The sequence below is a fragment of the Kitasatospora azatica KCTC 9699 genome (assembly GCF_000744785.1).
In the GTDB taxonomy this organism is placed as follows: domain Bacteria; phylum Actinomycetota; class Actinomycetes; order Streptomycetales; family Streptomycetaceae; genus Kitasatospora; species Kitasatospora azatica.
On record NZ_JQMO01000002.1, the window covers coordinates 1,756,463 to 1,774,752 of the forward strand.

Annotated in this window: 17 protein-coding genes; 5 read left to right on the forward strand and 12 right to left on the reverse strand. The window is 72.9% G+C overall.

Annotated elements, in window-relative coordinates:
• The first annotated feature begins 85 nt into the window (after nucleotides 1–85).
• The 3 genes from BR98_RS08260 (at nucleotide 86) to BR98_RS08270 (ending at nucleotide 1,858) form a co-directional block, all read left to right on the forward strand.
• Nucleotides 86–784 (forward strand): N-acyl homoserine lactonase family protein, encoded by a 699-nt coding sequence (locus BR98_RS08260; RefSeq protein ID WP_035841441.1) that lies wholly within the window; start codon nucleotides 86–88, stop codon nucleotides 782–784.
• A 31-nt stretch (nucleotides 785–815) separates the two neighbouring features.
• A complete protein-coding gene (locus BR98_RS08265) occupies nucleotides 816–1,205 on the forward strand; it encodes a DUF1304 domain-containing protein (RefSeq protein WP_407639423.1) in 390 nt (129 codons plus the stop codon).
• Between the two features lie 68 nt (nucleotides 1,206–1,273).
• Nucleotides 1,274–1,858 (forward strand): TetR/AcrR family transcriptional regulator, encoded by a 585-nt coding sequence (locus BR98_RS08270; protein ID WP_035843596.1) that lies wholly within the window; start codon nucleotides 1,274–1,276, stop codon nucleotides 1,856–1,858.
• Nucleotides 1,859–1,872: 14 nt separating this feature from the next.
• On the opposite strand, the gene BR98_RS08275 is transcribed toward BR98_RS08270, so the two are convergent.
• The 9 genes from BR98_RS08275 to BR98_RS08315 all read right to left on the reverse strand — a co-directional run bounded on the left by BR98_RS08275 (nucleotide 1,873) and on the right by BR98_RS08315 (nucleotide 13,473).
• Nucleotides 1,873–2,262 (reverse strand): hypothetical protein, encoded by a 390-nt coding sequence (locus tag BR98_RS08275; RefSeq protein WP_035841444.1) that lies wholly within the window; start codon nucleotides 2,260–2,262, stop codon nucleotides 1,873–1,875.
• A 415-nt stretch (nucleotides 2,263–2,677) separates the two neighbouring features.
• A complete protein-coding gene (locus BR98_RS08280) occupies nucleotides 2,678–3,715 on the reverse strand; it encodes a ParB/RepB/Spo0J family partition protein (protein ID WP_035841446.1) in 1,038 nt (345 codons plus the stop codon).
• 72 nt (nucleotides 3,716–3,787) lie between these two features.
• Entirely contained in the window at nucleotides 3,788–4,903 is a 1,116-nt protein-coding gene (locus BR98_RS08285; protein WP_232247283.1) for a class I SAM-dependent methyltransferase, read from the reverse strand.
• A 71-nt stretch (nucleotides 4,904–4,974) separates the two neighbouring features.
• Nucleotides 4,975–6,045, reverse strand: a complete 1,071-nt coding sequence (locus BR98_RS08290; protein WP_035841448.1) for an alkene reductase — start codon at nucleotides 6,043–6,045, stop codon at nucleotides 4,975–4,977.
• Nucleotides 6,046–6,072: 27 nt separating this feature from the next.
• Nucleotides 6,073–8,025 carry an FAD/NAD(P)-binding protein gene (locus BR98_RS08295; protein ID WP_035841450.1) on the reverse strand — a complete coding sequence of 651 codons (1,953 nt, stop codon included), beginning with the start codon at nucleotides 8,023–8,025 and terminating at the stop codon, nucleotides 6,073–6,075.
• Nucleotides 8,022–8,714, reverse strand: a complete 693-nt coding sequence (locus BR98_RS08300; RefSeq protein ID WP_232247284.1) for an O-methyltransferase — start codon at nucleotides 8,712–8,714, stop codon at nucleotides 8,022–8,024. The genes BR98_RS08295 and BR98_RS08300 overlap by 4 nt, the downstream gene beginning before the upstream one ends.
• A gap of 40 nt (nucleotides 8,715–8,754) precedes the next feature.
• On the reverse strand, nucleotides 8,755–11,373 hold the full coding sequence (locus BR98_RS08305) for an AMP-binding protein (RefSeq protein WP_035841451.1): 2,619 nt from the start codon (nucleotides 11,371–11,373) through the stop codon (nucleotides 8,755–8,757).
• A complete protein-coding gene (locus tag BR98_RS08310) occupies nucleotides 11,360–11,989 on the reverse strand; it encodes a thermostable hemolysin (RefSeq protein WP_232247285.1) in 630 nt (209 codons plus the stop codon). The genes BR98_RS08305 and BR98_RS08310 overlap by 14 nt, the downstream gene beginning before the upstream one ends.
• A 20-nt stretch (nucleotides 11,990–12,009) precedes the next feature.
• Nucleotides 12,010–13,473 carry an amidase gene (locus tag BR98_RS08315; RefSeq protein ID WP_035841455.1) on the reverse strand — a complete coding sequence of 488 codons (1,464 nt, stop codon included), beginning with the start codon at nucleotides 13,471–13,473 and terminating at the stop codon, nucleotides 12,010–12,012.
• A gap of 208 nt (nucleotides 13,474–13,681) precedes the next feature.
• Here BR98_RS08315 and BR98_RS08320 point away from each other — a divergent pair, with 208 nt between their 5' ends.
• Nucleotides 13,682–14,176 (forward strand): MarR family winged helix-turn-helix transcriptional regulator, encoded by a 495-nt coding sequence (locus BR98_RS08320; RefSeq protein WP_051969441.1) that lies wholly within the window; start codon nucleotides 13,682–13,684, stop codon nucleotides 14,174–14,176.
• Here BR98_RS08320 and BR98_RS08325 read toward each other — a convergent pair.
• Complete coding sequence (locus BR98_RS08325) at nucleotides 14,154–14,873, reverse strand: DsbA family oxidoreductase (protein ID WP_051969442.1); 720 nt, start codon at nucleotides 14,871–14,873, stop codon at nucleotides 14,154–14,156. The two genes, BR98_RS08320 and BR98_RS08325, sit on opposite strands and share 23 nt — an antisense overlap.
• Nucleotides 14,874–15,096: 223 nt before the next feature.
• Between BR98_RS08325 and BR98_RS08330 the strand changes: the two genes are divergently transcribed.
• Nucleotides 15,097–16,368 carry a cytochrome P450 family protein gene (locus BR98_RS08330; protein ID WP_051969443.1) on the forward strand — a complete coding sequence of 424 codons (1,272 nt, stop codon included), beginning with the start codon at nucleotides 15,097–15,099 and terminating at the stop codon, nucleotides 16,366–16,368.
• Here the strand turns inward: BR98_RS08330 and BR98_RS08335 are convergent.
• Nucleotides 16,365–17,237, reverse strand: coding sequence for an NAD(P)H-binding protein (locus BR98_RS08335; protein WP_035841457.1), 873 nt, complete (start codon nucleotides 17,235–17,237; stop codon nucleotides 16,365–16,367). The genes BR98_RS08330 and BR98_RS08335 overlap by 4 nt on opposite strands.
• Nucleotides 17,234–18,238, reverse strand: a complete 1,005-nt coding sequence (locus BR98_RS08340; RefSeq protein WP_051969444.1) for a ScbA/BarX family gamma-butyrolactone biosynthesis protein — start codon at nucleotides 18,236–18,238, stop codon at nucleotides 17,234–17,236. Before BR98_RS08340 ends, BR98_RS08335 begins: the two co-directional genes overlap by 4 nt.
• Nucleotides 18,239–18,290: the final 52 nt, after the last annotated feature.

Sequence of the window (18,290 nt, forward strand, 5' to 3'; positions counted from 1 at the left end):
CCGCCGTCGGCGGACAGCCCGGCCGGGGAGTATGCCGTCGGCGGACAGCCCGGCCATGGCGACCATGCCTCGTCAGGATGGTCGGATGAGCAGCAACGCGGCGATACGTCGACTCGACCTGGGCTACTTCGTCCGTCCCGCATCGGAGACCGGCGGGCCGCAGCCGCGCGTCGAACCCGTGCTCGCCTATCTGGTGCGGCGCGACGAGGGACTGATCCTCTTCGACAGCGGCATCGGTGCCGCCGATCCCGAGACCGAAGCGCACTACCGACCCCGTCGCCGGGCGCTCAAGGGCGCCCTCGCGTCCGCCGGCGTCACCCTCGCGGACATCTCACTGGTGGTCAACTGCCACCTGCACTTCGACCACTGCGGCGGGAACCCCCTGCTGCCCGGCACGCCGATCCTGGTGCAGGCCGTGGAGTTGGCCACAGCCCGCCGCGGCGGCTACACGATCGACGAGCTGGTGGACTTCCCCGGCGCGACCTACCGGGAACTCGTCGGCGAGGCCGAGGTGTGGCCGGGGGTCTGGATCGTTCCCACGCCAGGGCATACGGACGGGCACCAGTCGCTCGTGGTCCGGCAGAGCGACGGCACCGTGGTCCTCGCCGGTCAGGCACATGACTTCGCTTCGCAGTTCGGCTCGGACCAGTTGGCCCGCCGGGCCGTCCAGCAGAGCGTGGCAGAGCCGCTTCCCGGCTACCCGTCTTGGCTGGAGCGGCTCAACGAGTTCGACCCGCGACGGGTGCTCTTCGCGCATGACTGCTCGGTCTGGGAGGCGTACTAGACGACTGTCCAGGTATAGTGGACACCTGTCCATGAAATCGAGCGGCGGGAACGTGCAAGTGAAGACGACAGCGGAAATCCTGGTCGGCCTGGTGGCCGCCCTGCACGCGTACATCCTGGTGCTGGAGATGTTCCTGTGGGAGAAGCAGCCGGGGCGCAAGCTGTCCGGCTTCGATGCCGACCTGGCCCGGGCCACCGCCCCGCTGGCCGCGAACCAGGGGCTCTACAACGGCTTCCTGGCAGCCGGGCTGATCTGGGGCCTGATCGCCGCCGATCCCACGGGGTACCGGGTCCAGGTCTTCTTCCTCAGCTGCGTGCTCGTCGCCGGCCTGTACGGCGGCGCCACCTCGAACCGGCGCATCCTGGTCGCCCAGGCCCTGCCCGGGGCGGTGGCGCTCGCCGCCGTGCTCGTCGCTCAGTGACCGAGCACCTCCCGACGCCGGAGAAGCGGCCGGCGAGGGGGGCACGGCCGGCGAGGGGGGCCCACCCGCTGCCGGAGCACCGCCCGGCGCCGGAGCCGCAGGCGGACCCCCGGGCCGCCCGGACCCGGGCCAAGCTGCGCCGGGCCCTGCTGGACGAGTGCGCACAGCACCCGCTGGCCGAGGTGAGCGTGGCCGCGTTGGTGCGCCGGGCCGGGGTCGGCCGCGCCACCTTCTACCTGCACTACGGCGACCTGGAGGCGCTGGCCGTCGACGCCTGTGCGGACGTGGTCCGCGAGGCGGTGGACGCCCTGCACGCCTGGCGCGGCACCGCCGACCCAGCCTCCCCGCCCCCGGCACTGCTCGCCTTCTTCGCCGAACTAGCTCCGCGCGCCGGCCTGTACCGGGCACTGCTGCTCCCGGGCGGCGCGGGGCCGCTCGGCCAGGTGCTGCACGAGGACCTACGGGCCCGCAGCCACACCGAACGCAGCCTGGTCGGCGCCCCGGAGCCCGAACTGATCGCCTCCGCCGTGGCCGCCACCTTCGCGGGGGTGCTGGCCGACTGGCTGCACGGGCTGATCGAGGGCGACTCCGACCGGATCGCCCATCAGGTCTGGCGACTGCTCGTCACGCTGCACCGCACGCCGCTGCGCTGACGGCCGGACAGCCCCTAGGCATCCTCGGCGCGGAACCGGCGCAGTAGCTCACGGGCCGGAGGACTGTCGGGGTCGAAGGTCTGACGCGCCGACTCTCGCGTAACGGCCGGGCCGAAGAACCAGGCGTCCTCGCACTGGAAGCAGAACGCGATCTCGAAGAGCACCTGATTCGGGAAGTCCGGGTGCTGCCCGGTGTGGGCCCGGAGCGCGAAACGTGGTGTGAAACAGCGCATCTTGGTGCCCGGAGGCAGGGCTTCGAGCTGTGCAAGCACCTGCTGCGCGTCCTCCCAGAGCCCGATGGTTTCGCCCGGGACGGTATCCGTCCACGCGTACCAACCGACGGGGTCGGCGATTCGCACGACCTCGATGAGCTCGACCAGGTTGGCGGTGGTGGGCAGCAGCACGCGGCCACTGTTCCAGAGGGGGACGGGGCCGGGGCTAGCGGGGACGGCGGGGACGCGTCCTGAGTGAGCGCTTGGTCAGGACGGGCGAGGCTGAGCAAGCGCTCACTCAGGACCCGCGCGGCCGACCAAGGGGTGAATCACCGGACGGCGGCTAAGCAAGCGCTCAATCAGCGCGTGGCTTGTAAGCAAGCGCTTAGCCAGAGAGCCCCGGCGGAGCAAGCGCTCCGTCAGGGTGCGCCGCCCAAGCCCAAGCGCTCACCCCGCTACGCGCCGCCCAAGCAAGCGCTCAGTCAATGGCCGCCGACCAAGCAAACGCCCACCCACCACGCGCCGCCCCCAAGCAAGCGCTCAGTCACTGGCCACCGGCCAAGCAAACGCCCACCCACCAATGCGCCACCCCCAAGCAAGCGCTTGCTCAGGACGCTCGCTCCGCGAAGGCCCGCCACGCTTCGGCGGCGGCAGCAGCCAGTTCGGCGACAGCCGCAGCGTGATGCGGCGGGACGGCCTCGGCGAGGGTGTCCCAGTCCGCAGCGGGGAGGGCGGCGATGCTCAGCAGGCGCAGCAGCTGACGGCCCGTCTCGTGCTGGTGGAGCGCCGGGTCACGGGCCAACCTGCGGTACTGGTCGGCCGGGTTAGCGGCAGCGGCCGGCGACACACCAGCGCCGGTGGCAGCCGCAGGCCCAGGCACAGCGGCAGGCGCAGGCACAGAGCCAGCCGCAGGCGCAGCGCCGGCCACAGGTACAACCGCAGCCGCAGCCGCAGGCGTACGCGGCGCCGGAACGGGGTCCTCGCCCCGCAGTAGGCGGTCGCGGACGTCGCGGACGGTGGCCGGCGCCAGCCCGGTGCGTTTGGCGATCTCACGCAGCGAGGTGTCCGGGGCTTCGGTGAGCAGTCGGCCGGCCTCCCGCCGCCCCTGGGCGGTGCTCACCGGCCGCAGCCGCCCGTCGCGGCCCAGCCGGGCGGCGGGGCGGGCCTGCTCGGACTGCTGGGCCCGGCGCAGCGCCGCCACCGTGTGCGCGGACAGGCCGGCCACCGAGGCGATCGCGCGGTCGGCCCAGTGCGGGTGCGAGGCGAGGATCCGTTCGGCGGCGGCCGAGCGCTCGGCCTGGCTCAGCGGCAGCCCGTGGCCGATGTTGGACTCGACGGCCAGTACGAAGGCGTCCGCCTCGGTCCCGTCGAAGTACCGCACCTCGATCTCGGTGCGCCCGCGCAGCAGGGCAGCCCTGACCCGGTGGGTGCCGTCGATGATCCGCATACTGGGCCGGTGCACGACGATCGGCGGCAGAGCGCTCTCGGCGACGGCGAGCGAGCGCAGGTGCCCGGGGTCCTCGGCGGCGGCGCGGGGCGAGTCGGCGGTGCGCAGCCGGGCGATCGGCACCAGGTGGACGCTGGTGAGCCCGATCCCCCGGAACGGGTCGGACGGTGGCGCTTCGGTCCGGACGGCAGTGGTCATCGGCGGCAACCTCTCGATCGGGAAAACGGGGTGGGCAACCGCGCGGCGCGCGCGGTTGCCCACCCGGGTAGGTCAGTCGAGCTGCGCGTGCTGCTCGAGCTGTTCGACCCGCTCGGACCCCTCGGCCCCCTCGAACCGCTCGAACCGCTCCAGCAGCGCCAGCACGGCGTCCGCCTCGGGGCTGGTCCCGGCCGTGTCGACCACCGTCGCCGTCGTGGCGAGCAGTGCGGCGAGTCGGCCGCCGTTCTCCCGCAGGAAGGCCTCCGAGCCCTCCCAGCAGGTGTCCCGGACGGCAACTCCGGTGAGCAGGCCGGTCCCGGCGGCGGAGGTGACCAGGCGGTGGGCCAGTCGGCGCTCCAGCTCGGTGGGCGCCCAGCGGCCGGCCTCGAAGTCGAGGCGCAGCCGCTGCAGATCGGCGCCGAGTCGCTGACTGGCCGTCAGTTCAGCGGGGACCGAGCCCACCAGCAGTCCCGGCACCGGGTTGGCCCGGTAGTTGTCCCAGAACGCGGCGCCGTACCGCGCCTCCGCCTCCTCGGGCACCTCGGGCCGGTGCCAGGCGTAGGAGGTGAAGCCGGCGGCTGCCAGGCAGTCGTCGAAGGCTTCGTGGCTCCACCGTGAGGTGGTGATGGTGGAGGTCTCGGTGCCGATCAGGTCGGTGACCAGGATGCCCCGGTCCCCGTCGGGGGTTTCCGAGACCACCCGCAGCCCGTACGCGTCCCAGGCCGGCCCGGCCGGGTCGAACTCGGGCCACACGGCGACCGCGACGAACCGGCCGCCGGGTGCCAGGTTGCGCCGGATGCCGGTCAGCATTGCGGTCAACTCGGCCTTGGTGGTGGCGTAGTTGAGCAGCCAGACGGCGCTGACCAGGTCGAACTGGCCGAGTCGGGGCAGGTCGACGGCATCGGCCACGTGGTACGAGATGCCCAGCGGCTGCCCGGTCTCGGCCGCCCGGGCCAGTTCGACCATCACCGGCGACAGGTCGACGCCCACCACCTCGGCCGCGCCGGCCTGCTTGATCAGCCGGGTGTAGTGGCCGTGCCCGCAGGCCAGGTCGAGCACCCGGGCACCGGACAGGTCGCCCAACTGGCGAAGCACGTTGTACTGTTCCGGGCCGGCCAGGGGGGCCGTGTCCTTGAAGTCCTCGTAGCGGTCGCCGATGACGGCGTACTGGTCGATCTGCTCACTCACGGCCCGCTCACTCACGGCCCGCTCACTCACGGCCCGCTCACTCACTGCCGGCTCACTCACGGTCTGCTCACTCATACGGCGGGTACTCCGAGTTCGGTGTAGCCGAGGGCGCCGCCCTCGTGGAAGGTGTCGGGATCGGGGGCGCTCAGTGGCAGGCCCTGGCGGATCCGCTCGGGCAGGTCGGGGTTGGCGGCGAAGAGCCGGGCGAAGCTGATCGCGTCGGCGCTGCCCTCGCGCAGCCGGTGTTGTGCGGTGGCGGGGTCGGTGGGCTCGTCGCCGGTGAACGGGTTGAGCAGCAGCCGGCCGGTGTAGCGGGCCCGCAGCAGCCGGGCGAGCGAGGCGTCCGGATCCTCGATCAGGTGCAGGTAGGCCAGCGGTTCGCGGTTGAGCTGGTCGGCGAGCAGACCGTAGAGGGTCGCGGGGTCGCGCTCGAGGATGTCGTTGTAGCCGCTACCGGGCGACAGCCGCAGGCCCACCCGCCCGGGACCGACGGCGCGCACGGCGGCCCGCACCGCCGCCAGCGCGAAGCGGATCCGGTCGACCGGTGCACCGCCGTAGGCGTCCTGCCGCAGGTTGGCGCTGTCGGAGAGGAACTGCTGGATCAAGTAACCGTTGCCGCCCTGGAGTTCGACACCGTCGAAGCCGGCCTCCAGGGCCGCTGCGGCGGCCGCGCCGAAGTCGTCCAGGGTGTCGGCGATCTCCGGCGCGGACATCGCCGAGGGCAGCACGGTGGGCAGCAGCCCGGCTGCGGTGCGGGCGTCGCCGACTGCGGCGACGGCGGACGGGCCGACCGGGCGGGCCCCGGCGGGGAGCAGACTGGGGTGGGCGATCCTTCCGTGGTGGGCGAGTTGGGCCACGATCCGGCCGCCGGCCCGGTGCACGGCCTCGGTCACCCGGCGCCAGCCGGCGACCTGCGCCGGGGTGTGCAGTCCGGCCTGGCCGATCGGACCGTGACCGACCGGGTTGATCCGCACGCCTTCGGTGATGATCAGGCCGGCCGAGGCGCGGCGCGCGTAGTACTCGACCATCAGGGCCGTGGGCACGCCGTCGGCGTCGGCCCGGTTGCGGGTCATGGGCGCCATCACCACGCGGTTGGGCAGCTCCAGCGCGCCTGCGGTGAGCTGGTCCTCAAGAGTCTTCATGGTTGTGCTCCAGTTGCTGATGGATCGTCATACTCCGGCCTCGGAGAGGTCGTCGGATCGGTGGTCGGCGGAATCCGGCACGCACACCAACGCGAGCAGCGCTGCCGCGATGGCGTCGGAGTCGTTGAGCGTGACCGAGTTGACGCCGGGTCGGATCCCGGCTGCCGTCGCCCAGTGCACCGCCTCGGTGGGCACGCCGTAGGCGAACCGGCTCGGGTGTGCCCGGCCCTGGGCGTCGAGGGTGCGGTACGGCCGCCCGGTGACCGCGACCCCGCCGGTCAGGTGTCCGGCGCCGCCGTCAGCCGCCGGGACCAGGTGGGGTGCCAACTGGCCGGTGGCCAGCAGCTGGGAGAGCAGCGGGTCGGCGGTGCGGCGCAGATCGGGCTCGGGCAGTCGGGCCTCGATCAGCACCCGGGCACGCACCCGCTCACCGGCGGTCGCCGCCGAGCCGGCGGTGAACTGCCCCGCCTCGGCGGTGATCCGCAGTTCGGGGCCGAGCACCTCGAGCACCCCGGCCTCGATCAGCGCGATCATCTCGGCGATCCGCGAGGCCGGCGGGCCGATCGAGAGGAAGGCGTTGAGCGGGGTGTACCAGCGTTCCAGGTGGTCGCGGTGCGAGTCGCCGGCCAGCCCGGCGTGGTCGACGGCGAGCCGGATCTCGTTGCGCAGGTCGCGCAGCACGTCCAGGGCCGCCTTGACCGGGCCGCTGACGTTGCCCTCGGCGGCGGCCGCGAGGTCGCGTCGCAGGTAGTCGAGCAGCCAGTGGCGGAACTCGGCCGGCGAGGCGAACTCCCGGTCGCCGTACGGACGGGCGATCCGCTCCCAGTCCCAGTGCTGCTCCGCTGCGATCCCGAACTCGGCCAGCACTGCGAGCCGTTCGGCGGTGGACTCGGCGGCCAGGTACCGCCGGGCGAAGGGCCCGGCGGCGCTCTGCCGACCCGACTGGAGCAGCAGCGCCTCGTAGTAGACGCTCTCCACCTCCTGGGCGATCAGCGGCCACAACTCGGCCCGGAAGTCGACCGGTTCACCGGCGGCGCCGCGCTTGCGCAGCGCCGCCACGTGCTCGACGGTGAGCAGTCGCGGGAAGTACCGCCCGTGCGGGCCCTTCTCGTTGGCGCCACGCGAGTGGTACGGGACGCCGCGCCGGGAGCCGGCCACCAGCCGGGGCTCGCGGCCCGAGGGCCGGTAGACCAGCCTGCCGTCGCGCTGTTCGAAGCGGCCGCCCCGACCGACCGTGAACAGGGCCATGTGGTCGAAGAAGTTGAGGCCGAGGCCGCGCAGCAGCACGGTCTCGCCGGGAGCCACGAAGGACAGGTCGAGGTCGGCCGGGTTGGCCGGCGGCAGATAGGCCAGGCCGTGCCGCTCGGCGTGGGCGATCAGCGCGGCCTCGGTGCGGCCGGGGCGGGCGGCGGTGTGCCCGAGGGCCAGCACCACACCGTCCAGGTCGGGCAGTTCGGTGCCGTCGGCGAGGCGCAGTCGCTGGCTGCCGTCGAGCGTGTCGTGCAGGGCGACGGCGCGCGAGCGGTGCACCCGCACGGTGACGCCGGCGGGGGCGGTGGAGACGATCCGGCGGAACGCCCACTCCAGGTAGTGGCCGTAGAGCGCGCGGGTCGGGTAGTCGTCGGGGCCGAGTCGGCGGGCCTCGGCGAGGACCGGTTCGGCGTAGTCGTCGAACGGGCCCATCAGGGTGAGGAACCGGGCCCATTCGTACAGGCTGGGGCCGGGCACCACCGGGCCGGTCAGCTCCACCGACTCGTCGGTGAAGACGGTGACCTGGGAGGACACGGTGTTCATCAGCAGCCGGCGGCTCTGGTCGGTGCGCCAGACCGCCCCGGCGCCCGGCGGGTAGGGGTCGACCACGTGCACGGTGACGGCGGTCGGCCCGGTCTGCCCGGTCCGGTGGGCGAGTTGGGAGCAGAGCCGCTCCAGTACCGAGAGCCCGCGCGGTCCCGCACCGACGATCGCGAGTTGCCCGGTCACCCCAGGACCCCCGTCCAGGTGGTGAGTTCGATGCCGTCGCCGAGCGGCAGGTCCAGCGAGACATAGCCGCGCCGACGGTCGCGGATCCGCTCCAGGTACTCCTCGGGGAGCATCGGCAGGTTGTCGGAGACGATCACCGCGCCGGGGCGCAGGGCCGGTTCGAGGATCTCCAGGACCGGCAGGTAGAGCTCCTTCCAGCCGTCCAGCAGCACCAGGTCGACCGGCTCGGGCAGGTCGGCCAGCGTCCGGCGGGCGTCCCCGAGCAGCAGGGTGACCTGCGAACTCAGCCCGGCCTCGGCCAGGTTGGCCCTGGCCCGGTCGACCTTGCCGGGGTCCAGTTCGGTGCTGACCAGGTGCCCGACGCCGTTGTCGCGCAGCGCGGCGGCCAGCTGGATGGTGGAGGTGCCGAACGAGGTGCCGAACTCGATCGCGCTGCGCGGGCGCAGCATCCGGCCCAAGGTGTAGAGCAGTCGGCCGAGTTGCGGGTGGACCGGCAGCGAGGCCTCGGCGCAGAGCGCGGCGGCCTCGGCCGGGGTGGGCGGGACGGGGCGCTTCGCGGCCTCGGCGAAGGCGCGGGCCATCACCTCCTGGTCGGTGTGGCGGGCGGTGGCGTAGAGGCGGGCGAGCACGGCGCTGACGGCGGGGTCGTCGAGGCCGAGCGGGCCCGGCGTGACGGGCAGGACGGACAAGGTGGTCTCCCGGTTGCGGGTCGGGGCCTGCTGGCCAGGGTCAGGAGGCGCTGCGGACCGGGAGCAGGTCGCGGCGCAGGTAGCTCTGCGCGTTGTAGATGGTCCGGTTCGGGTCGGTTATCGCTCGACGCCCGTGCATCACACGGGTGTTGTCGACCAGCACGACGTCCCCGTCCTGCCAGTCCAGTTCCTCGGTCAGCTCGGCGGTCAACTGCTCGAACCGCTCGGTCAGTTCGGCGGGCAGCGCGGCCCCGTCGGCGAACGTGATGGTCGGCTTCTGGTAGTTGAAGGACGGCCCGAAGATGCTGTTGGCCCAGGCCCGGCGGGTGCCGAACAGGGTGCTGCGGGCGGCGGGTGTGCGGTAGGCGTAGTGCACGGCGCCGTCGGGCAGCAGGGTGACGGTGGTGCCCGCGCCGTCGGCGGCGGCCAGCTGCTGGAAGTCGGCGAAGCTGACCTGGTCGACGCTCTTGGTGCCGCCCAACTGGTGCACGGTGAACTGCTTCCACTTGGCCTCGTCCACCCGCCGGGCGTAGACGATGTCCTGGGCGAAGGCGGCCCGGTCGGCGGGCTCGGCCGCGTCCCAGACCCGGTAGCCGTCGCAGACGGTGGTCTGCGAGCCGGAGGCAGCGGCCTTCTCGCACAGGAACCAGGTCAGGTCCGGGATGAACGGGCTGTTGCCGTTCTCCAGGTGCAGGCCGAGCTCGGCGGTGCCGGCGTCCACCTTCTGTGCGACGTCGCCGCCGTGGAAGGTGCGGGCCGGGTCGAGGGTCACCCGGTCGGAGTGCTCCTTGACGAAGAGCGAGAAGTCCTCGATCGAGGGCTGGAAGCCGCGCAGCACCAGGTGGCCGGCCTCGGCGAGCAGGCCGATGACGAACGCCGGGTCCAGGTCGCGCAGTTGGGTCGCACCCGGGGCCGGGCGCAGCAGCTTGCCGGTGCCGGTGCCGTGCGGCTGGACTTCGGGCCGGTGGCTGGTCATGAGTACTCCCTTGTCGGTAGTGGGTGTCTTGTCGACGGTCGGTGCCTGCTCGACATCGGGCACCTGCTCGACATCGGGTGCCCGATCGACGGCGGGTGCCTTATCGACGGCGGCCGTCCTGTCGGTGCTGAGCGCTGCGCTGATCGCGGCGCGGACCGGTCGCCCGGTGACGGTGAAGAAGCGGCGCCAGTCCTGCTCCTCGGCGCTCAACAGATGGATCGCGGCGACTCGTTCGACGGCGGAAAGGTGCTCGGCGCCGTGCGCGGCGATCGCCGCCCGGGCGTCCTGCGGATCGATCGCGGGGTCGATGACGAACAGGCCGTGCAGTTCGGTCAGGTCGTTGCCGACCACGGCGACGGCCCGCACGAACGGCAGCCGCAGGTACTGCGCCTCGACCCACTCGGGGGCGATGTTGCGCCCGGCGGCGGTGATGATGATGTTCTTCTTGCGGCCGGTGATGGTGACGAAGCCGTCCGCGTCGATGGTGGCCAGGTCCCCGGTGTGCAGCCAGCCGTCGACCAGCTCGCAGCTGGACGGGTCCTCGCGGGTGTAGCCGGCGAACAGCGAGCTGCTGTTGACGAGCAGTTCGCCGTCCTCGCCGAGCCGGACCCGAACGTGGGGCAGCGGTTGGCCGACGGTGCCGATCCGGCGGGCACCGGGGGTGTTCCAGCTGACCACCGAGCTGTTCTCGGAGAGCCCGTAGCCCTCGTACACGTCGATGCCGGCGAGCGCCAACTCGCGCAGTGTGTCGGGGTGGACGGGGGCACCGCCACAGCAGACCAGCGGGGCGGCGTCGGTGCCGAACAGGGTGCGCCAGGGCTCGGGACCGGCCTGCCGGGCCGCCTCGGCGAGGGCGGCCACCAGCGCGGGGGTGGCGACCACGGCGGTCGGGCGGGCGGCGGCCAGCTGTGGCAGTGCGGCCTCGACGGCGCCGGCGCTGGTGCCGACCAGTGCGGCGGCGGGCGGCAGCAGGGTCAGGCAGCCGCCGTCCAGCAGCACCAGGTACAGGCCGGTGACCTGCTCGATCAGCAGGCTGAACGGGACGAAGGAGAGGTAGCGGGCGAAGGCGTTCGGCGGCATCACGGTGTGCAGCGAGTCGATCAGGGCGCCGATGCCGTGAGCCCGGATCCGTACGCCCTTGGGCCGCGAGGTGGTGCCGGAGGTGTGGATGATCTTGCAGATCCAGTCCTCGGCGCCCTGCGGGACCAGGTACGCAGAATCGCCGACGTCACCCCCGAGTTGACTCGCCGTCACCTCGACCACCGGGCAGCCCTCGGGCAGCACCTGCGGACCCCATTCGGCGAGCCGGGCGGCGCCCTGGGCGTCCACCAGGCACAGCTCGGCCGTCTCCAGCAGACCGGCCGCCTGCTCGCGACTGAAGGCCAGCGGTACCGGGATCTCGGTGACGCGTAACGCGAGCAGGGCCAGGTCGGCGACCACGTACTCGGGCGTGTTGCCGCAGATCACGCCGACCCGCGCTGCATCCGGTCCGAGGCCGAGCGAGAGGCCGGGCGAGAGCCGGTCCAAGAGCCCGGCCGAGAGCCGGTCCGCCAGCGCCCGGGCCGCCCGGGTGAGCTGCCGATAGCTGTGCCGGGCGACGACCCGGCCCTGCTCGTCCAGTACCCGGACCAGTGGCTGGTCGCTCTCCGCGTACTGACTGAGCGCTTGCTCAACGGCCCGCACGACTCAACACCTCCCCCTGGGCCAGCAGCCCCACCTCGGGGTCGAGGAACGCGTACCGTCCGGTCGCCTCCGCGAACAGCGGTGCCAGTGCTCGCAGTTCGATGAACCCGGTGCGCGGCTGCTGGTCGTAGTAGCTGCCCCAGGCGGCCCGCTGTCCGGGGTCGATCCGGTCCGGGTCGGCCGGCCCGAGCGGAGTGAAGGTGATCCCGACCCGCTCCAGCGAGGAGCGCAGCGCGCCGGTCACGGTGCAGAGCAGGTACTCCATCCCCATGCTCCACGCGATGATCGGGGTGAGCCGGATCAGTTCCCGCCCGGCTCCCCCGTGCCCGGCCAGCGGGCCGATCTCGATCACCCGGTCGCGGTCCACCGGCGTACCGAGGCGCTGCGCGATCGCGGACTCGATCGGCTGGTCGAGGTAGCGCTCGGAGAAGAACGGTGTGGCCGAGGCGTAGGTGCAGCCGGCGCAGCCCGCGATCGCGCGGGTGCCGTCGGCCCGGGTGGCGGCGGCCAGGAAGAAGGCGTCGGGGTCGGGGCTGATCCGCGCCCCGTACGCCTCGGCATAGGTTCGGCGGACCAGTTCCCCCGCGTCCAGCCAGGCGGCCGAACCTCTGGTCACCACGGTGATTTTCAGCAAGGCTAGCTCTCCGATCGCAGGTGGATGGCTGCGGGCAGACGGTTCGCCCAGGGCTGGGCCGCTTCGAGCTGGGCGGCGAACGCGAAGAGCGTCGCCTCCGCGCCGAACCGGCCGGTGACGTGCGTCCCGATCGGCAGGCCCTCCTCGGTCCAGTGCAGCGGGACCGACATGGCGGGCTGTCCGGTCAGGTTGGCCAGCGGCGTCTCGTGGCAGAACTCGATGGCGCGCATGAGCTGTTGGTCGGGGGTGCCGATGGCGAAGCTGCCCAGCACCGGCGCCGGCCAGGCGGTGACCGGGGACAGCAGCAGGTCGTACTCGCGGTAGAAGCCGGCCAGACTGCGCGCCGCCCGCTGCAGGGTGGCCACCGACAGCAGGTACTGGGCCGCACTGAGCGTCCGGCCCTGCTCGTAGAGCCGCCAGGTCAGCGGTTCGAACTGGTCCGGCGCCGGGGTCCGTCCGCTGAGCTGTGCGTAGGAGCTGATCGCGGAGGAGACGCCGGCCGCCCAGAGCACCAGGAAGGGCTCGACCAGGTCGGCGAACCGGACCTTCGGCGCGGCCTCGGTCACCTCGTGGCCCAGCTCCCAGCAGAGTTTGCCGGCCTGTTCAACTGCGGCGCCACAGGCCGGATCCAGTGGGCCGAGCCCGGCCCGGGTGCTGAGCGCGATCCGCAACTTCCGCCCGCGCAGCCCGCGCTGGACCGCGCCGGCGTAGGAGCCGGTGGCCGGCGGGGCCCAGTACGGGTCGCCGGGCGCGGGGCCGGCGATCGCGTCGAGCACCGCCGCGCTGTCCCGCACCGAGCGGCTGATGACGTGCTCGGCGGCCAGTCCGCTCATCAGGTCCCCGACGGCGGGCCCCAGCGGGGTGCGGGCCCGGGTCGGCTTGAGACCGAAGACGCCGCAGGTGGCGGCCGGGATCCTGATCGAGCCGCCGGCGTCGTTGGCGTGTGCGATCGGCACCAGGCCGGCCGCGACGGCGGCCGCGGCCCCGCCGCTGGAACCGCCGGCACTGCGGTTCAGGTCCCACGGGTTGCGGGTCGGACCCTGGTGCCGCGGCTCGGTGGTGGGCAGCACGCCGAACTCGGGGGTCCTGGTCTTGCCCAACACCCGTAGCCCGGCGGCTTGGAAACGGTCGGTCAACTCGCTGCCCTGACTGGGCACGAAGCCGGCCAGGAAGCGGGAGCCCATGGTGGCCTCCAGGTCGGCCACGGTCGGCCCGAGGTCCTTGAGCAGGAACGGCACGCCGTACAGCGGGCCGGCCCGCTCGGGGCGGGGGCGGCCGGCGGACCGCTCGGCCGCGCTGAGGGCCCGGTCGAAGTCGGTCACCGCCAGGGCACCGATCCGACCGTCGTGGGCCTCGATCCGCTCGACGGCCGCCCGAAGTAACTCGGCTTCGGTCAGTTCACCGCTGCGGACCAGCTCGGACTGGGCGTGCCCGTCCAGCGCGCGCAGGCTTTCCGGGGAGGACATGCCATCGCCCTTCATTCGACTGATAGCTTTTGGTAAAGCTTTCTGGATAGATGCTAACTCGCCGAGCCCTTGCCAGCAACCGACGCAGGGGCCAAGTCCCGGACCGACTGACGGACTTGCACCTATCCGGAAAACTTCCCGGAAACCTTTTGGTGAGATGCTTGGATCGATCCGGCGACGGTGCGACGCCGGACGAGAGGAGACAGAGATGGACCACCCAGACCCGGCCCCAGCGATCTCGCTGGACCGGCTGGCCCGGCAGGCGACCCGACTGGCCCAGCTGGTCAACTCCGCCACCCAGGCGGCCGCCGCCGAGGCCGGACTCACCCACGCGGACGCCGATGTGCTGCTCGCGCTGCACGAGGCGCCGGAGCGGCGGCTGCGGCCCACCGGCCTGGCCACCGCCTGCGGGCTCTCCTCCGGCGGCACCAGCAATGTCATCAACCGCCTGGCCCAAGGGGGTTACGTCAACCGGGAGGCCAACGAGGCGGACGGGCGCAGCTCCTGGGTGCGGCTCACCGAGGAGGGCGCGGCGCTGGCCGGGAAGGTCACGGCCGTTGCGGCGGTGGAGCACGAGCACCTGCTGGACCGGCTTCCGGAGGGCGTCCCGCAGGCGCTCGGCGCGCTGCTGGAGACGGTACTGGGGCAGTTGGAGTCCGCGAACGGGCGAGGCGCCGCGGTCAGCGCCGGCCGGCGACGCTGACCAGCGGGACAGCCCGGGCCAGCGGGGCAGCCTGGCCCAGCGGGGCAGCCGGGACCGTCGGGGCGACCGGGGCAACCGGGGCAGGCTCGGCGGGCAGCGGAACGGGCGGCGCGAGTCGGCGGGCCCGCTCGATCAGCCGCTCCAACTGCTCGCCGCTGGGCACCCCCTCGATCCGCCGCCCCCCGACCACCACGGTCGGGGTGAGCCGGATCGGCGCACCGACCGGCTGCTCGGCGAGCGCCGCCAGGTGCTGGTGCAGGTAGCGCTCGGTGCCGAGCGCCGAGCGGAACTCCTCCGGGTCGAGACCGCTGCGCCAGGCCACCCGGACCAGTACCGCCGGGTCGCCCAGGTCGAGCCCCTCCTCGAAGCGGGCCGCGAAGATCTGCTCGTTGTAGAGGCTCGCCCGACCCTGCTCACAGGCGAACTGGTAGCCGCGCCAAGCCAGTCGGGTATGCGGTAAGTCGGCGGGGCGAGCCTGCGCCACCGGGACGCCCAGTCGCGCGGCCAGCGGGCGCACGCTGTGCTCCCAGACCTTCGAGGACGGCAGCCCCGCCCAGACCTGGCCCTCGCCGCCTTCGTGGGGATGCCAGCGCAGCTCGACATCGTCTGCGGCGGCGACCGCCTCGCACAGCAGTCGGCCCGTCAGCATGCTGAGCGGGCTGCGGTAGTCGAACCAGGCGTCGATGGTGATGGCCATGGGAGGTACACGCCTTCCCGCGTCAAGAACTGGGCCTACCTGACCCATAAAAACATACCCTTCCCGCTGTTTCAAGGGAGTTGGCGTCTGCCCCGGCCCGCTCCAGCCCTCCCGCTGACGCTACAACAGCTCATACCCGGCAATCTTCCATACCAAGACGTCGGTTTGTTCTGCGTCAGGTTGCCGTTGACCCGGCGGTGCCGCAGCTGCCTACCGTGCTCCCATGACGGCGACCCCCCGGCCAACCAGCTGCCCAGCCGCACCGATCGCCCTCGACGCCGAGGGCCGCGACATCCACGGTGAGATCACCCGGATCCGCGCGCGCGGCCCGGTCACCCAGGTGCTGCTGCCCGGCGGCGTGGCCGCCTGGTCGGTCACCGGCGCGGAGCTGATCAAGCGTCTGATGACCGACCCCCGGGTCTCCAAGGACGCGCAACAGCACTGGCCCGACTGGATCGAGGGTCGCGTCCCGGCCGACTGGCCGCTGGCCATCTGGGTCTCGGTGCGCAGCATGATCACCGCCTACGGCGCCGAGCACTCCCGGCTGCGCAAGCTGGTCTCCTCGGCCTTCACCGCCCGCCGAACCCAGCTGCTGAAGCCCCGGATCCGCCGGCTCACCGCCGAGCTGCTCGACCGGCTGGCCGCCACCGCCCCTGGCCAAGTCGTCGACCTGCGCGCCGAGTTCGCCGCCGAGCTGCCGGTGCTGGTGATCTGCGAACTGCTCGGCATACCCGAGGCCTCCCAGCAGCGGCTGCGCCGGACCATCGACGTCACCTTCCTCACCGCCGTCTCCCCCGAGCAGGCCGCCGCCAACGGGCAGCAGTTGTACGCCGCACTGCACGAACTGGTCGCGGCGAAGCGGGCGGCTCCCGGCGAGGACCTGGCCAGCGCGCTGATCGCGGTACACGACGAGGACGGCACCGGGCTGAGCCAACAGGAGCTGGTGGACACCCTGCTGCTGATGATCTCGGCCGGCTACGAGACCACGGTGAACCTGCTCGACCAGGCGATCCACGCGATCCTCAGCCACCCCGAGCAGCGGGCGCTGCTGACGGCCGGTCGGATCGGCTGGGCGGACGTGGTGGAGGAGACCCTGCGGGTCGAGCCGCCGGGCGCCCACATCCCGCTGCGCTACGCCGTCGAGGAGATCCGGATCGACGAGCGGACCGTGATCGGGCGCGGCGACCCGATCCTGATCTCGATCGCCGGGGCCGGCCGCGACCCCGAGGTCTTCGGCCCCACGGCCGACCTCTTCGACGCCACCCGTCCGGGCCGACGCGAGCACCTGACCTTCGGGCACGGCGTGCACTACTGCCTGGGCGCACCGCTGGCCCGGCTGGAGGCGGTGATCGCGCTCGGCGCGCTGTTCGAGCGGTTCCCCGCGCTCGCCCTGGCCGAACCGGACAAGACGCCGGAGCCGCTGGGCTCCTTCCTCTCCAACGGCCACCGCTCCCTGCCGGTCCTGCTCAACTCCGAAGCATCCCAGGCGTTCTAGGCGCCCCAAGCCTCCCGGTCGGCGTCCCAGGCGAACGCCGACGCGTGGTCCACGGCCCACTGCCGGAAGCCGGTCGGGCGGCGGCCGAGCAGTTGCTCGGTGGTGGGATCCACCCGCGCCTTGCGCCCGGCGGCCAGCTGTTGCGCACTCTGCAGCAGCGCCTCCACCAGGACGGCCGGGTAACGCCGGGTCAGCTGCTCACGGGCCTGCTGCTCCGTCAGCTCCTCGAACCGCAGCGGCCGGCCCAGCGCCGATCCGAGCAGCGCGGTCTGCTCCCGGGCGGAGATCGGCTCGGGCCCGGTGAGCTGGTAGCTCCGGCCCTGGTGCCCGGGTTCGGTGAGCACCCGGACGGCGACCTCGGCGAGGTCCCGGGGGTCGATCACGGCCTGTGGTGCGCCGCCGTGCTGGGCCCGCACCACGCCCTCGGCGCGGACCGTGCCCGCCCAGGCGAGCGCGTTGGCCATGAAGGCGCGCGGGCGCAGGAAGGTCCAGCGCAGGCCGGAGTCCCGGATCAGCTGCTCGTTGGCGCGCTGGCGGCGGGTGATGAAGTCGGTCGCCGTCGGGTCGCCGACCGCGAAGGCGGAGAGCTTGACCAGGTGGCCCAGCCCGGCGGCGCGGGCGGCCCGCACGAATCGCTCGTCGTCGGGCTCGCTCGGGTGGTTGGTGACCAGGAAGGCCGCCGTCACTCCGGTCAGCGCCCGGTCCAGGGCCGCGCCGTCCGCGTACGAGCCGCGCACGGTCTCCAGCTGCGGACCCGTGACCGCCAGCCTGCCAGGGTCGCGGACCAGCACGCGGACCGGACCGCGCGCGGCCAACTGCCGGGCCACCTCGCGCCCGACCGTGCCGGTGGCCCCGGTCACCAGGATCACGGCGCGCTCACCAGCGTGCTGCGGAAGACCTCCGCGCCGTCCTGCCGGCCGGTGATCCGCACCGTGCTGCCGCCGGCGGCGTCGCGCACCGGTTCGCCCGCCTCGATCTCCACCGGGCTGTCGAACTCGGCATAGCGATCGAAGGCGATGTCCCCGGCGACCGGGACGAAGGCGCCCTGTGGCAAGGCCGGTCGAACGCCCGGCGCAGCGGCGAGTTGGGCAACCTGTTGGGCGGCCTGTTGGGCGGCGGCCAGCAGCAGCATGCCCGGGATGTGGTCGTCCTGCCGACGGGCCAGCGCCGGGTGGGCGGTGTCCATCTTCAGCTGCCAGGCCCGCGGGCCGAGCGGCGCGAGGCCGACCGGTCCGGCGAAGAGCTCGGAGCTGAGCTCGGTCTCGACCGGCCGGGCCGCGCCGATCCGCTCGCCGCGCATCCGCCGGTAGACCGCCGGGCTGATGAAGGTGATGTCGCCGCGACTGCGGCCGACGAACCGGTCGCCGTGCCAGACGGTCATCTCGCTGCGGATCGCGGTCAGTCGGCCGGCCCGGCGGACGATCCGCGAGCAGACCATCTCGACGGTCAATTGGCCGGTCCCGACGGCGGCCGCGAGGTTCGCCGGGTCGCAGCCGAAGTCCAGCTCGCGCAGCACGAACTGCTGTCCGAGCGGCACCTCGTAGCCGACATGGGCGATCAGCAGGACGCACTGCCGCATGCCCTCGACCAGCAGCAGCGGCAGTTGGCCGCCGCCGGGGGCCGGTGCGAAGAAGGGGTACTGGTGCGGCAGTCGGGCGGTGAGGGTGAACCGGTCCTCACCGGTCCTGGCCCAGCCGGTCGGCACCACCTCGGCCGCCGTCACCTGGTGGACCAGCTCCTTGGCGACCCCGGCGGTCGGATTCTGTTCGGTCGGATTCTGCGTGGTCGGATTCTGTGCGGCTATATCCGGAAACCAGACCGAACTCAGGGTCGGTTTGCTCGGCTGGATCAGCAGCTCTGACCTGTCCATTTGTTCTCCCCTGGTTGACAGCGCCGCCTACAGCGCCCAACATCGGTTAAGA